Source organism: uncultured Brachyspira sp. (assembly GCF_944390845.1).
Lineage (GTDB): Bacteria > Spirochaetota > Brachyspiria > Brachyspirales > Brachyspiraceae > Brachyspira > Brachyspira pulli.
Map to the genome: position 1 here is coordinate 20,403 of NZ_CALXRM010000015.1, position 13,019 is coordinate 33,421.

Below are 13,019 nucleotides of genomic sequence, written 5' to 3' on the forward strand. Positions count from 1 at the left end.
ATAGTTTATTAATAAAATTTCAGGAGGTATAAAATGAAAAAAAGAATGCTTGGAAATTTGGAAGTATCTGCAATAGGCTTAGGCTGTATGGGATACGGTGTAGTATATGATGAAAATTATGATAAAACAGAATTAATATCTCTTATACATGAAGCTGTAGAATTAGGTATTAATTTCTTTGACACTGCAGAAGCTTATGGCCCATATAAAAATGAGGAAATTGTAGGCGAAGCATTAGAAAAATACAGAGATAAAGTTGTAATAGCTACAAAATGCGGCATAAAAACAGTAAATGGAAAACCTGTATTAGATGCCAAAAAAGAAACTATAAGAACATCGGTAGAAGGTTCATTAAAGAGATTAAGAACTGATTATATTGATTTATACTATCTTCATAGAGTTGATGCTAATACGCCTATAGAAGAAGTGGCAGACACAATGAAAGAATTAATAAAAGAAGGAAAAATTAAACATTGGGGCATTTCAGAACCTGGAGCAAACACTATAAAAAAAGCTGATAAAGTATGTAAATTAACAGCCATACAAAGCGAATATTCTATGATTTGGAGAGAGCCGGAAAAAGAAATTATACCATTATTAGAAGAATTAAATATTGGTTTTGTTCCCTTCTCTCCATTAGGCAAAGGATTTTTAACTGGAAGATTCAATGCTGATTCAGAGTTTTCAAAAAATGATTTTAGAAGTTCTGTACCAAGATTCCAAAAAGAAAATTTAAAGCAAAATCAGGTATTGATTGATATTTTAGAAGATATTGCTAAAACAAAGAATGTATCAAAATCACAAATAGCATTAGCTTGGGTATTGTATCAAAAACCATTTATAGTACCAATACCGGGAACAAGAAAAATAGAAAGATTAAAAGAAAATATATACTCTGTTAATGTAGAGTTTACTGATGAAGAATTAAATAAAATAAATGAAGCAATATCAAAAATAACTATACAAGGAGAAAGATATCCGAAGGAACATTTGGAGATAGTAGGCAGATAATATTTTTTGTATTTATAATATTATACTTGTTTCAAAACAAACTAAGGAGTATTTTATAATTTATAATTGGGGCTTTGCCCCATACCCCACTTCTTTTGCGACCGCAGGGAGTGCCTGTGGTATTGCCACAAAGAAGCAAAAAGGCTATATTTGCCAAAGTCCACCTTCACTCTGCGTGCCTTTGGAAAGGTGTACTTAAACTTAATAGTTTATATCACATGTAAAAAAACTTAGTATTATTTAGTACTAAGTTTATACTTGCACTTTTTGGTTCTTTTTGCGGCGGGAAAAAGAACAACAAAAAATTTATAAACTTAATTTTTTTAGTATAACATAAAAAACTATATTTTATAAAAAATTTGTTTATTATTTTAATTATTTGTAATGACTAGTATAAATTATAAAATATAGTAAATACTTATTAATTTGTTAAAAAATAATTATATTAAATAAAATAAGCAATAATAAAAATAAACGAGCAGCTAATAACTTTAGTTATTAGCTAATTTAAAGCGAGTTTATGATAACAATAATAGGAATTTAAAATGAAAGCATTGATAGCATATTATTCACATTCATCAAACACTAAAAAACTTGCTGAGTTTATAGGAAAAGTTATAAAATCAGAATTTTCAAATGCTGAAATAGATTTTTTCTATACAGAACCAGAAAAAGCATATTCCCCAAGTTATAACACAGTTTTAAACGAAGCCAAAAGAGATATAAACAGTAATATAAAGCCGAAATTAAAAAACAATATAAAAAGCATAGATGATTACGATGTTATATTTATAGGAAGCCCAAATTGGTGGAATACTATGGCGCCTCCGGTAAATACATTCTTGAATAGTTTTGATTTCTCTAATAAAATAATAATGCCTTTCTGTACTCATGGAGGCGGAGGGTCAGGAAGCATTAAAAGAGATATAGAAAAAGAATCAAAATCTAAACAAGTGGCTAAAATATTAAGCGTATACGGAAGTTCTGCATCAAGTGCTGAAAATGAAATAAAGAAATGGATTAAAGATATATTTATAAAAATAAAATAATTAATAATATCAAAAAGGAGAAATAAAATGTCAGATTATGAATATCCAAAATCACCAGAAAAAACTATATTTATAAAAAATGGAGAAGGTAAAAAATTCAAAGGAGCAAAAGAATATTTTACAGGAGATGTTGAAGTAGAAATTCTTACAGAGCCTAATGAAGATTCACATTTCTCTGTAGCTTATGTAACATTTGAAGCAGGTGCAAGAACAGCATGGCATACTCACCCTTGCGGACAGCATTTAGTAGTAGTTGAAGGCATAGGACTTACTCAAGAAGAAGGCGGAGAAGTTTTAGAGTTTCATGCTGGAGAGGCTCTTTACTGTCCAAAAGATAAAAAACATTGGCATGGTGCTTCGCCTGAATGCAGAATGAAACATATTGCTATCACTGGAGATAAAGACGGCAACAATGTTACTTGGATGGAACATGTTACTGATGAAGAATATAATGCTTATAAAAAGAATAAATAATTAATAAAAGTGATAAAAAATTATGAGTGCCTTTTATAATTATTATAAATAAGACGCTCATAATTTATTTTTTAATTCTTCTAAAAATATTTTTGAAGCTTCTGAAAATACTTGATTCTTTTTCCAAACTACTCTCAATTCTATTTCTAATCTTGGATTTAATTGTATAAACTGTAAATCGCTTGTATTAGTTGTATTAACTAATTTATCTATAGTTAAAGCATATCCTATACCTTCCTCAACCATTAATGCTGCATTATAAATCAAATTATAACTTAATATAATATTCAATTTATCAAAATCATTTCCTATCCATTCACTAAATTTTGAAGTCTGTATTTTATTATTAAAAAATATTTTTGGACACATTATAGGTATATCAAATAAATCATGTTTTTCTATGAATTTATTTTTAGATAAATGGGAATCTTTTCTCATTAATAAACCATAAACTTCTTTATAAGGAATATCTATATAATCATATTTAGATAAATCTATATCGCCTATAAGTATTCCAAAATCCAAAAGTCCTTTATCAAGTTTCTCTGTTATTTCAGAATATGCTCCGCTATGAATATGATATATTATTTTAGGATAAGACTGTCTAAGACCTTTTATCACATCTGCAATTAATTTTATATAATAAGTTTCGGCACAACCTATGTAAATATCGCCTGCTATAACATCGTCAGAAGATTTAAACTCCATTCTAGTTTTTTCTATCATATCAATAATTTCTTCTGCTCTCTTTTTAAGTAAAACACCATCGGAAGTAAGTTTTATACTATAGTTGCTTCTTATAAATAATTTTTTTCCAATTTCCTTTTCTAAATTATTTATTTGTCTTGATAAATTAGGCTGTGTTAAATTAAGAGAATTCGCTGCTTTAGTAATACTTCCCTCTCTGGCAGCAGTTAAAAAATATGTTAAAGACTTTATATCCATTTTTTATACCAATTAATTTTTATTTTATAATATCATATTAAGCATTATATAGCAATACCTTTTTAGTATAACTAATTATAAGATATAAGTATTTGATATATTTCAATAATAACTTAAAATTACTACATAAAGCAAAGAAAAAAGGAGAATATTATGACTATATCAGAAGTAAGCGAATTAACAGGTTTATCAAAAGACACTTTAAGATATTATGAAAAAATAGGAATAATACCTGAAATAAGCAGAAATAAAAGCGGTATAAGAAATTACAATGATTATAATTTACAATGCATAAAATTCTCAAAATCAATGCGTGATCTAGGAATATCATTAGATTCAATAATTAAATATATAAAATTATACAAAAAAGGAAAAAACACTTTAAACGAAAGAAGATCAATACTAATAAATGAAAGAGATATTATGCAAAGACATATTAATGAAATGAAAATGAAATTAGAAATGTTAAACAAAAAGCTAGAAGAAAAAGACTTTTTTAATTGATCATAAAATTTTACATTGGAATTAATTTCAATAATACAATCATAAAAACAATTTATTAATACACAAAAAGGAGAAAAAATGAAAAACATTTTATTAATTTTATTTGTTTTGATTGCAGTAATATCATGCAATTCAAATAATACAAATAATGCTGCTAATACATATGCATATACTGCATCACCTACAAATACAATTTTAATGAAAAATGGAGAAGGACAAAAATCAAAAGGTTCATCTGACTATTTTACAGGAGATGTTGAAGTAGAATCTATAACTTCCCCAAATGAAACTTCAAAATTTTCTGTAGCTTATGTTACATTTCAGGCGGGAGCAAGAAGTGCTTGGCATACCCACCCTGCAGGACAGCATTTAATAGTTATTGAAGGCATAGGACTTACTCAAGAAGAAGGAAAGCCTATACAAGAATTTAGAGCCGGAGATACTTTATATTGTCCTTCTAATATAAAGCATTGGCATGGTGCTTCTCCTAATTCACCTATGAAACATATTGCTATAACAGGAGATTCAAATGGAAACAGTGTTACTTGGATGAAACATGTTACTGATGAAGAATATTACAGCTATACAAATCAATAATAAAGGATTTTAAGTTTATGAAAAAAATTATTATAACTTTTATATTATTTACAGGATTATTCACTATGAATGCATTTGCTCAAAACACAAGAATAAAATTAACTTTTGGCAGCAATGAAATCTATGCTGTAATAACAAATTCAAAAGCAGGAAATGATTTTTTATCGTTACTTCCTTTAAATATTAAGGCAGAAGATTATAACAGCACAGAAAAAATATTTTATTTAAGTAAAAAACTAAATACTCAAAATGAACCTGACGGAATAAATCCTAAAGCAGGAGATATAACTTATTATGCTCCTTGGGGTAACATTGCTATATTTTATAAAAATTTTAGATATTCAAATAATTTAATTTATTTAGGAAAATTTGAAAATGCATCAGATATATCAAAACTTTCAAATATGAAAGGAGATTTTGATATACGTATTGAAAAAGTAAATTAAAAATACCAAGTTTGTAAAAAATGTAATGAGATAAGAAAATTATAATTTTACTATTGACATTGGAGTTAACTTCAATGCTAAAATTAACAAATAATTAATAAACAATAGGAGTGATAATTTTATGAGTATAAAAGAATTTTTAAAAGATTATAAATCAGGAAAAACTATAGATATGTTCTCTGCAGAATTTGTAAACATAGGGAATAAAATGCAGGAAACAGAAAAATTATTATGGCAGTATAACAATACTTTTCAAGCATATAAAAATAACAGAGATATTCTAAATCAAATTTTTGAAACCAATTTAGATGAATCTGTAATTATAATGCAAAACTTTCATATAGATATAGGAAATGTGGAATTTGGAAAAAATATATTTATAAATAAAAACTGCACTATAATGGATATTGGAGGAGTTCTTATAGAAGACAATGTACAAATAGCACATAATGTAAGCATAATAACACCAAATCATGATTTTAATAATAGAAATATATTAATTCCAAAACAAATAACAATAAAGAAAAATGTATGGATAGGAACAGGAGCCATAATACTTCCAGGCGTTACTATAGGAGAAAACTCAATAGTTGCTGCCGGTGCTGTTGTAAATAAAGATGTACCAAGCAATACTATAGTTGGAGGTAATCCTGCCAAAGTTATAAAAGAATTAAAATAATAACACAATAATATTTATAAAAAACGGAGACATTATGAATACTATAAAATTAAATAATAATGTTGAAATGCCTATTCTAGGATTTGGAGTATACAGAGTAGAAGATTATGAGGAATGCAAAAAAGCATGTCTTTATGCCATTGAAGCAGGATACAGACATATAGACACAGCATCAATATATCTTAATGAAAAAGCTGTTGGAGATGCCATAAAAGAAAGCGGAATTAACAGAAAAGAAATGTTTATCACTACTAAATTATGGATACAGGATGCTGATTATGATAAGGCAAAGAAAGCATTTCAAATATCTATGGAAAAATTAGGATTGGACTATTTAGATTTATATTTACTTCACATGCCTTTCGGTAATTATTATGCAGCTTGGAAAGCAATGGAAGAATTATATGAGTCTGGATATATAAGAGCTATAGGATGCTGCAACTTTTATAAAGATAGATTAATTGATTTTGCAGCACATAATAAAATAATGCCTGCAATTAATCAAATAGAAACTCATCCATTTTTTCAAAGATGGGAAGATCAGGATTTAATGAAAGAATATAATATCACATTAGAATCTTGGGGACCTTTGGCTGAAGGAAAAAATAATATTTTCAATAATGAAATATTAAAAAGTATAGGCAAAAAATACAATAAAACTGTAGCTCAAGTTATTTTAAGATGGCTCACCCAAAGAAATATACCTATTATTCCAAAGAGTATACACAAAGAAAGAATAATAGAAAACTCTAAAATATTCGATTTCACATTAGATGATAATGATATGAATATTATAAAAACTTTGGATAATAATAAAAACATAATATTTCTTAATGATGATGCTGACTTTATAAAGCAATTATTAAAATTAAAATATTAAAAAATTAATACAAAATTAAGGAGGTTATTAATGAAAAAAACATTAAAAATCATTTTATCTTTATCTATCCTAGTGATAGTATTTTCATGCATAGCAAATTCACAAAATAAAGGAGAAAGTTTAACTATGACAGAAAAAGCAAAAAACAAATATAATGAATTATTAAAAAGAGAAGCATCTATAACTAAAACTAATGATGCAGATTTAGAAAGCATATTCAATAATTTCTTGTATGCCGATGTTTATAATCATGGAACATTAGAACCTAAATTAAGGGAACTTGTAACATTAGTTTCTTTAACTGCTTCACAAGGTACTGATATGATAAAAGATCATGTGGAAATAGCTTTGAATGTTGGAGCCAGCCCTATAGAGATAAAAGAAGCATTATATCAATGTTCGCCTTATGTTGGATTTCCTAGAGTATTTGCAGCATTAGAAAAAGCAAATGAAGTATTCAAAGAAAAAAATATTTCGCTTCCTATAGAATCTCAATCAACAGTTACAGAACAAACTAGATTCGATAAAGGATTAGAAACTCAGGTAAGCATATTTGGAGATGCGATACATGCTGCACATTCAAATGCCGCACCTAATCAGAAGCATATACAGAATTTCTTATCAGCTAACTGTTTCGGAGATTTTTATACAAGAACAGGTTTAGATTTGAAAACTAGAGAGCTTTTAACATTCATAATGCTTATTTCATTAGGAGGAGCAGAACCTCAGGCAACAGCACATGCGAATGCTAATATATCAATGGGTAATACTAAAGATATGATGCTTGAAGCAGTAACTCAGTGTCTTCCTTTTATAGGCTATCCAAGAACATTGAATGCTATAACAATAATTAACAATCTAAAATAATTAAGATTATAAAACAACATTAATTATACTCTATCATAATAACAATATAATAAAAATTAAAAATGCAAGATAGGTGTATATTTAAAAAAATAAAACTTTAAGAATAATAAAATAGGAGGATCAAAATGAAAAAAATAATAAAAACAATATTAATGTCATTGCTTATTTCAAGCACATTATTAATAGGAGGTTTAAACGCTCAAAGTTCTAAAACATTAATCGTATATTTTTCTTGGGGCGGAAATACTAGAACAGCTGCCAATATGATAAAAAATCTTACTCAGGCAGATATATTTGAAGTAAAAACCCTTGAAGCATATCCAAGTTCTTATAATGATACTGTAAATCAGGCAAGAAAAGAACAAAATGATGATTTTTTACCAAAGTTAAGTGCTAATATAAATAATTTAGCTAACTATGACACTATAATATTATGTTACCCTAATTGGTGGGGAACTATTCCGCAGGCAGTAAAACAATTATTATTAACTCATGATTTCAGCGGTAAAAAAATTGCTCCTTTATGTACTCATGGTGGAAGCAGAATGGGAAGAAGTGTTACCGATATAACTTCATTATGTCCTAATTCAACTATATTAGAAAGTTTAAGCATATCTGGAGGAAGCGTTAATAGTTCAGAAAATAATATAAAAACATGGCTTCAAAATATAAACATATTATAAAACTTTTATTCTCCTGCTGCTTATTATAATTTAATAGGCAGTAGGAAATAAAAAATATTTTAAGGATTATATAATGAAAAAATTATTATTAGTGTTTTTAACAATATTATTAAGTATATCATGCAGCAATATATCTAATAATACACAAAATAAAATTATTATAGATAAACAAGGAAGTTTTACATTTGGCGGTAAAGTATCATCGGCAAATGGAGAATTTGAAAAAGATACTTTATTTCCAAGTTCAAACGGACAAACATATCATAGCGACCATGGATATACATTTTATCAAATACCTGTTAATGCTAAAAAATACCCTATAGTATTTTTGCATGGAGGCGGACAATCTGCTAAAAGCTTTGAAACTACTCCAGACGGCAGAGAAGGTTTTCAAAATATTTTCTTAAAAAAAGGATATAGTGTATATTTGGTAGATCAGCCAAGGAGAGGAAGAGCTGGAAGAAGTTCTGTGCCTATAACTATTAACCCTACTCCTGACGAACAATCTTTATTTAATTGGTTTAGAATAGGTTCTTGGCCTGATTTTTTTGAAAATGTGCAATTTAAAAATGATGAAGAAACTTTAACTCAATACTTTCAGCAAGTTACTCCTAATACTGGTAATTTTGATGAGGAAGTAGTATCTGATAGTTTATCTGCATTATTTGATAGAATAGGAGAAGGAATTTTAGTAGCACATTCACAAGGAGCCGGTCCTGCATTTTTTACAGCAATAAAAAATAAAAATGTTAAGGCATTAGTTTTATATGAGCCTGGCGGATGCAGTTTGCCTTTTCCTGAAAATACTTCACCTACTAATATTACTATGCCTGCATATTTTCCTATAAAAGAAATTCCTGAAAATGATTTCAAAAAATTAGCAAGCATACCTATAGTAATTTATTATGGAGATAATATACCAAAAGAAAAATCTGATAATCCTTATTTGGAAGAATGGAGATTAAGAGTTGAATTAGTAAAAAAATGGGAAGAAACTTTAAAATCTTATAATGCTGATGTTAATGTTGTAATTCTTCCAGAAATTGGAATATATGGAAATACTCATTTTCCTTTTTCAGATTTAAACAACTTAGAAATAGCAGATTTGCTTGAAAAATATTTAAAAGAAAAAAATTTAGAATAATATAAAAAATATTTAAAAGGATTTATAAATGAAATACGTAAAATTAAATAATGGTTTAGAAATGCCTATTTTAGGTTTTGGAGTTTATCAAATTCAAGATTATAATGAATGTAAAAAAGCAGTACTAAATGCTATTGAAACAGGATACAGACTAATAGACACTGCAGCCTCATATAAAAATGAAAAAGCAGTTGGAGATGCTATAAAAGAAAGCGGTATAAACAGAAAAGAATTATTTATAACAACAAAATTATGGATACAAAAAAATGGCTATGAAGATACTAAAAAAGCATTTAATAATTCTCTTGAAAAACTTCAATTAGATTATTTGGATTTGTATTTAATACATCAGCCTTTCGGTGATTATTACGGAGAATGGAGATGCATGGAAGAATTATACAAAAATGGAAAAATTAAAGCCATTGGAGTATGCAATTTCTTTGCTGATAGATTGGTTGATTTAATAATGCACAATAAAATAGTACCTGCAGTAAATCAAGTGGAAGTAAATCCATTTTATCAAAAAAATGATTATCAAACTATTATGCAGGAATATAATGTACAAATGCAGTCTTGGGCTCCTTTTGCTGAAGGAAGAAACAATATGTTTGATAACGAAATATTATTAAGTATAGCTAAAAAATATAATAAATCAGCAGCTCAAATAATTTTAAATTGGCTTGTAAAAAGAAACATAGTAGTAATACCTAAAACTGTTAGAAAAGAAAGAATGGAAGAAAATTTCAATATTTTTGATTTTGAATTAGATGACAGCGACATAAAGTTAATTTCATCTCTTGATAAAAATGAAAGTTCTTTCTTCTCTCATCAGGATCATAAAATGGTAAAACTCTTATCAGAAAGGGTTCTTGAATAATTTAATAAATATAAGGATAATATAAATGAAAAAAGATGTTCTAGTTTTAACAGGAGCCGGATCTATAGGTATTGCTATAGCAAGAAGAATGGGTATAGGAAAACATATAGTACTTGCTGATTTCAATATAAAAAATGCTGAAAGAGAAGCTAAAACATTATACAATTCAGGATTTCAAACATCTGTATGTGAAACTGATATTTCTTCGAGAGAATCAATTTTAAAACTTATAGATTTTTCAAAAAGCTTAGGAAAAATAAAATATTTTGTTAATGCTGCAGGAGTTTCACCTTCTCAGGCACCTATTGAAGATATTTTAAAAGTTGATTTATATGGAACAGCTGTACTTCTTGAGGAATTCGGCAAAGTAATAGAAGAAGGCGGAAGCGGAGTAATAATATCTTCTCAATCGGGATATCGTTTAGGATCTTTGACTGATGAAGAAAATAAAATACTGGCAACCACTCCAACAGAAGAATTATTATCTATGCCTATACTAGAAAAAGCTTCTGATACATTAAAAGCTTATCAATTATCAAAAAGATGCAATTGTCTTAGAGTAATGTATGAATCTGGTAATTGGGGTAAAAGAGGGGCAAGATTAAATTCAATAAGTCCAGGAATAATAATCACTCCATTAGCTAATGATGAATTGAACGGCCCAAGAGGAGCAATGTATAAAAGAATGCTGGATCTTTGTCCTTCTAAAAGAGCAGGAACACCAGACGATGTGGCAAATGTTGCTGAACTATTAATGACTGACAGAGGATCATTTATTTCAGGAAGCGATTTTCTTATGGACGGCGGAGTAACAGCATCTTGGTGGTACGGAGAATTATCAAACAATAAATAAAACTTTAATACTAATCATAAATTATAAAATCTATTTAAGGAGGATTTATGAAAAATTTAATATTTATACTTTTATCAATAATTATATTATCATCATGCAGTAATAAAAATAATTCTGAAAAAACAATAAAAACTGATTACATAGTTTCTAATATTGAAAATTCAGAAAATAAAATAGTAAATATAAATTATACTCAAAGCGGTTCAAAAATATTAATAGCATATTTCACTTGGTCAGATAACACAGTAGTAGAAAATCCTGCCTCTATTGATGTAAACGCTGAAACTTCTGCAAGCGTACTTTCTCCGGGTAATGCTGAATTAATAGCTACTTGGATACAGGAAGAAACAGGAGGAGATTTATTCAGCATAAAAACTCAAAATAAATATTCAAGCGATTATGATGAATGTTTGAATCAGGCTAGAAAAGAAAGGGATAATAATGAAAGACCAGTACTTACTGACAAAGTTAATAATATAGATGATTATGATATTATCTTTTTAGGCTTTCCAAATTGGTGGTATACATGTCCTATGGCAGTATTCACATTCGTTGAAAGCTATGATTTATCAGGAAAAACTATAATACCATTTTGTACTCACGGAACAGGAGGACTTTCAAGAACAATAAGAGATTTAAAAAAATTACTTCCATCTAACTGCAAAGTATTAGAGCCTATAGGAGTATACAGACCAGAAGTAAAAAATTCAAAAAGTAAAGTTGTGGATTGGGTGAGAAAATTGGATTATTAAAATTGATAAAATGTTTTTGTAAAAGTAAAATGCTATATTTTTATTTTATTCAACTTTTTCCCGTAGCAAAAAGTTGCAAAAAGTACAAATGTTTTGACTTTATATATTAGGAATATGTATTAAATAAAGCCTAAAATCAAAATTTTAGTAAAAAAATGCAGCTGTTTTGCTTCTCGCCTTCCAACACCGTATGTGGACTTCGTCGGCATGTTTCGAGAGGCGGACAGCGTCAAAGAACCATACGAAGTACGCCTGCGGCGAAAGTGCAAGTGTCAAATTAGTACTAAATAATACAAACTTTATTTTATATGTAAGATAAATCATTAATTTTTGTGAATAATAAATAATCAGCCGCACGTATAGTTGACATTTGATAAGATGGAATAGTACCGTGCGGGAAGGTGCCACAGCTAGCGGTTGACAAAATATAGTTGTTTAGGTATATGCTAAAATTAATCAATTATATTATATAAAAAGGAGGAACTTATTTATGAAGAAAATAATTAAAATAATAGTAGATATAATAATGACTTTGCTTTTTTTCACTCTAATGGCATATCATTTTACGGGCGATGCTATACATGAATATTTAGGTTTCTCACTTTTTATATTTTTTATACTGCATCATATACTAAATTTTCATTGGTATAAAAACTTACCTAGAGGAAAATACAGTTTTAACAGAGCATTGAATACATTTATTAATACTATGCTTTTTATATGTATGGCAGGACTAATGATAAGCGGTATACTATTCTCTCAAAGGGTATTAGGTTTTCTCAATATTCATAATAGCGGAATGTTCACAAGAAGACTTCATATGATTTCAAACTCTTGGGGATTTATATTTATGTCCGCACATTTGGGAATGCATTGGGGTATGTTCATAAATATGAGTAAAAAATTCATTAATATAAAGAAACAATTATCTATAGCAATAGCTTCATTAATAGCATTATATGGAATTATTTCATTTATTAAAAGAGGCTTATATAATAAAATGTTTTTACTTGTGGAGTTTGCTTTCTTTGATTATGAAGAACCTGTAATATTATTCTTTACTGATTATATATCTATTATGGGTTTATTCATATTTATACCATACTATATTCAAAAATTAAATAATTATATAAACAATAAAAAATAAATAATATCAAAACTATAATAAATATAAATAAAGCGGCTAAATTTATATATTTAAGTCGCTTTTTTATATTCAAATTTTATGTAAAATATTGTATTATTTTAGTAAACATTA

At 27.6% G+C, this 13,019-nt stretch carries 16 protein-coding genes; 15 read left to right on the top strand and 1 reads right to left on the bottom strand.

Annotation, left to right across the window (positions count from 1 at the left end):
* Positions 1-33 precede the first annotated feature (33 nt).
* The 3 genes from Q0K52_RS04780 (at position 34) to Q0K52_RS04790 (ending at position 2,534) form a co-directional block, all read left to right on the top strand.
* A complete protein-coding gene (locus Q0K52_RS04780) occupies positions 34-1,011 on the top strand; it encodes an aldo/keto reductase (protein WP_297297018.1) in 978 nt (325 codons plus the stop codon).
* A 545-nt stretch (positions 1,012-1,556) separates the two neighbouring features.
* Positions 1,557-2,060, top strand: a complete 504-nt coding sequence (locus tag Q0K52_RS04785; RefSeq protein ID WP_297297020.1) for a flavodoxin — start codon at positions 1,557-1,559, stop codon at positions 2,058-2,060.
* Between the two features lie 27 nt (positions 2,061-2,087).
* Complete coding sequence (locus Q0K52_RS04790) at positions 2,088-2,534, top strand: cupin domain-containing protein (protein WP_297297022.1); 447 nt, start codon at positions 2,088-2,090, stop codon at positions 2,532-2,534.
* A 57-nt stretch (positions 2,535-2,591) separates the two neighbouring features.
* Here the strand turns inward: Q0K52_RS04790 and Q0K52_RS04795 are convergent, their stop codons facing one another.
* On the bottom strand, positions 2,592-3,479 hold the full coding sequence (locus Q0K52_RS04795; protein ID WP_297297024.1) for a LysR family transcriptional regulator: 888 nt from the start codon (positions 3,477-3,479) through the stop codon (positions 2,592-2,594).
* A 153-nt stretch (positions 3,480-3,632) separates the two neighbouring features.
* Here Q0K52_RS04795 and Q0K52_RS04800 point away from each other — a divergent pair, with 153 nt between their 5' ends.
* The 12 genes from Q0K52_RS04800 (at position 3,633) to Q0K52_RS04855 (ending at position 12,908) form a co-directional block, all read left to right on the top strand.
* Positions 3,633-3,983, top strand: coding sequence for a MerR family transcriptional regulator (locus Q0K52_RS04800; RefSeq protein WP_297297026.1), 351 nt, complete (start codon positions 3,633-3,635; stop codon positions 3,981-3,983).
* Positions 3,984-4,061: 78 nt separating this feature from the next.
* Positions 4,062-4,580, top strand: a complete 519-nt coding sequence (locus tag Q0K52_RS04805; RefSeq protein WP_297297028.1) for a cupin domain-containing protein — start codon at positions 4,062-4,064, stop codon at positions 4,578-4,580.
* Between the two features lie 17 nt (positions 4,581-4,597).
* The gene (locus tag Q0K52_RS04810) at positions 4,598-5,026 is read left to right on the top strand and encodes a cyclophilin-like fold protein (RefSeq protein WP_297297030.1); all 429 of its coding nucleotides are present in this window, start codon (positions 4,598-4,600) and stop codon (positions 5,024-5,026) included.
* A 121-nt stretch (positions 5,027-5,147) separates the two neighbouring features.
* The gene (locus Q0K52_RS04815) at positions 5,148-5,705 is read left to right on the top strand and encodes a sugar O-acetyltransferase (protein ID WP_297297032.1); all 558 of its coding nucleotides are present in this window, start codon (positions 5,148-5,150) and stop codon (positions 5,703-5,705) included.
* 34 nt (positions 5,706-5,739) lie between these two features.
* Positions 5,740-6,585 carry an aldo/keto reductase gene (locus Q0K52_RS04820; RefSeq protein WP_297297034.1) on the top strand — a complete coding sequence of 282 codons (846 nt, stop codon included), beginning with the start codon at positions 5,740-5,742 and terminating at the stop codon, positions 6,583-6,585.
* 30 nt (positions 6,586-6,615) lie between these two features.
* Entirely contained in the window at positions 6,616-7,452 is an 837-nt protein-coding gene (locus Q0K52_RS04825) for a carboxymuconolactone decarboxylase family protein (protein WP_297297036.1), read from the top strand.
* A 125-nt stretch (positions 7,453-7,577) separates the two neighbouring features.
* Positions 7,578-8,135: a flavodoxin gene (locus Q0K52_RS04830; protein ID WP_297297038.1), complete on the top strand. Its 558-nt coding sequence runs from the start codon at positions 7,578-7,580 to the stop codon at positions 8,133-8,135.
* 73 nt (positions 8,136-8,208) lie between these two features.
* Positions 8,209-9,279 (top strand): alpha/beta fold hydrolase, encoded by a 1,071-nt coding sequence (locus Q0K52_RS04835; RefSeq protein WP_297297039.1) that lies wholly within the window; start codon positions 8,209-8,211, stop codon positions 9,277-9,279.
* A 28-nt stretch (positions 9,280-9,307) separates the two neighbouring features.
* Positions 9,308-10,156 carry an aldo/keto reductase gene (locus tag Q0K52_RS04840; protein WP_297297041.1) on the top strand — a complete coding sequence of 283 codons (849 nt, stop codon included), beginning with the start codon at positions 9,308-9,310 and terminating at the stop codon, positions 10,154-10,156.
* Positions 10,157-10,181: 25 nt separating this feature from the next.
* A complete protein-coding gene (locus Q0K52_RS04845; RefSeq protein ID WP_297297043.1) occupies positions 10,182-11,009 on the top strand; it encodes an SDR family oxidoreductase in 828 nt (275 codons plus the stop codon).
* A 47-nt stretch (positions 11,010-11,056) separates the two neighbouring features.
* Complete coding sequence (locus Q0K52_RS04850; RefSeq protein WP_297297045.1) at positions 11,057-11,761, top strand: flavodoxin; 705 nt, start codon at positions 11,057-11,059, stop codon at positions 11,759-11,761.
* A gap of 490 nt (positions 11,762-12,251) precedes the next feature.
* Positions 12,252-12,908: a DUF4405 domain-containing protein gene (locus Q0K52_RS04855; RefSeq protein ID WP_297297047.1), complete on the top strand. Its 657-nt coding sequence runs from the start codon at positions 12,252-12,254 to the stop codon at positions 12,906-12,908.
* Positions 12,909-13,019: the final 111 nt, after the last annotated feature.

What these genes read in the sequence shown, in the direction of transcription:
- Q0K52_RS04780 (WP_297297018.1), top strand. Translation starts at nt 34, where the DNA reads ATGAAAAAAAGAATGCTTGGAAATTTGGAAGTATCTGCAATAGGCTTA.
- Q0K52_RS04785 (WP_297297020.1), top strand. Translation starts at nt 1,557, where the DNA reads ATGAAAGCATTGATAGCATATTATTCACATTCATCAAACACTAAAAAA.
- Q0K52_RS04790 (WP_297297022.1), top strand. Translation starts at nt 2,088, where the DNA reads ATGTCAGATTATGAATATCCAAAATCACCAGAAAAAACTATATTTATA.
- Q0K52_RS04795 (WP_297297024.1), bottom strand. Translation starts at nt 3,479, where the DNA reads ATGGATATAAAGTCTTTAACATATTTTTTAACTGCTGCCAGAGAGGGA.
- Q0K52_RS04800 (WP_297297026.1), top strand. Translation starts at nt 3,633, where the DNA reads ATGACTATATCAGAAGTAAGCGAATTAACAGGTTTATCAAAAGACACT.
- Q0K52_RS04805 (WP_297297028.1), top strand. Translation starts at nt 4,062, where the DNA reads ATGAAAAACATTTTATTAATTTTATTTGTTTTGATTGCAGTAATATCA.
- Q0K52_RS04810 (WP_297297030.1), top strand. Translation starts at nt 4,598, where the DNA reads ATGAAAAAAATTATTATAACTTTTATATTATTTACAGGATTATTCACT.
- Q0K52_RS04815 (WP_297297032.1), top strand. Translation starts at nt 5,148, where the DNA reads ATGAGTATAAAAGAATTTTTAAAAGATTATAAATCAGGAAAAACTATA.
- Q0K52_RS04820 (WP_297297034.1), top strand. Translation starts at nt 5,740, where the DNA reads ATGAATACTATAAAATTAAATAATAATGTTGAAATGCCTATTCTAGGA.
- Q0K52_RS04825 (WP_297297036.1), top strand. Translation starts at nt 6,616, where the DNA reads ATGAAAAAAACATTAAAAATCATTTTATCTTTATCTATCCTAGTGATA.
- Q0K52_RS04830 (WP_297297038.1), top strand. Translation starts at nt 7,578, where the DNA reads ATGAAAAAAATAATAAAAACAATATTAATGTCATTGCTTATTTCAAGC.
- Q0K52_RS04835 (WP_297297039.1), top strand. Translation starts at nt 8,209, where the DNA reads ATGAAAAAATTATTATTAGTGTTTTTAACAATATTATTAAGTATATCA.
- Q0K52_RS04840 (WP_297297041.1), top strand. Translation starts at nt 9,308, where the DNA reads ATGAAATACGTAAAATTAAATAATGGTTTAGAAATGCCTATTTTAGGT.
- Q0K52_RS04845 (WP_297297043.1), top strand. Translation starts at nt 10,182, where the DNA reads ATGAAAAAAGATGTTCTAGTTTTAACAGGAGCCGGATCTATAGGTATT.
- Q0K52_RS04850 (WP_297297045.1), top strand. Translation starts at nt 11,057, where the DNA reads ATGAAAAATTTAATATTTATACTTTTATCAATAATTATATTATCATCA.
- Q0K52_RS04855 (WP_297297047.1), top strand. Translation starts at nt 12,252, where the DNA reads ATGAAGAAAATAATTAAAATAATAGTAGATATAATAATGACTTTGCTT.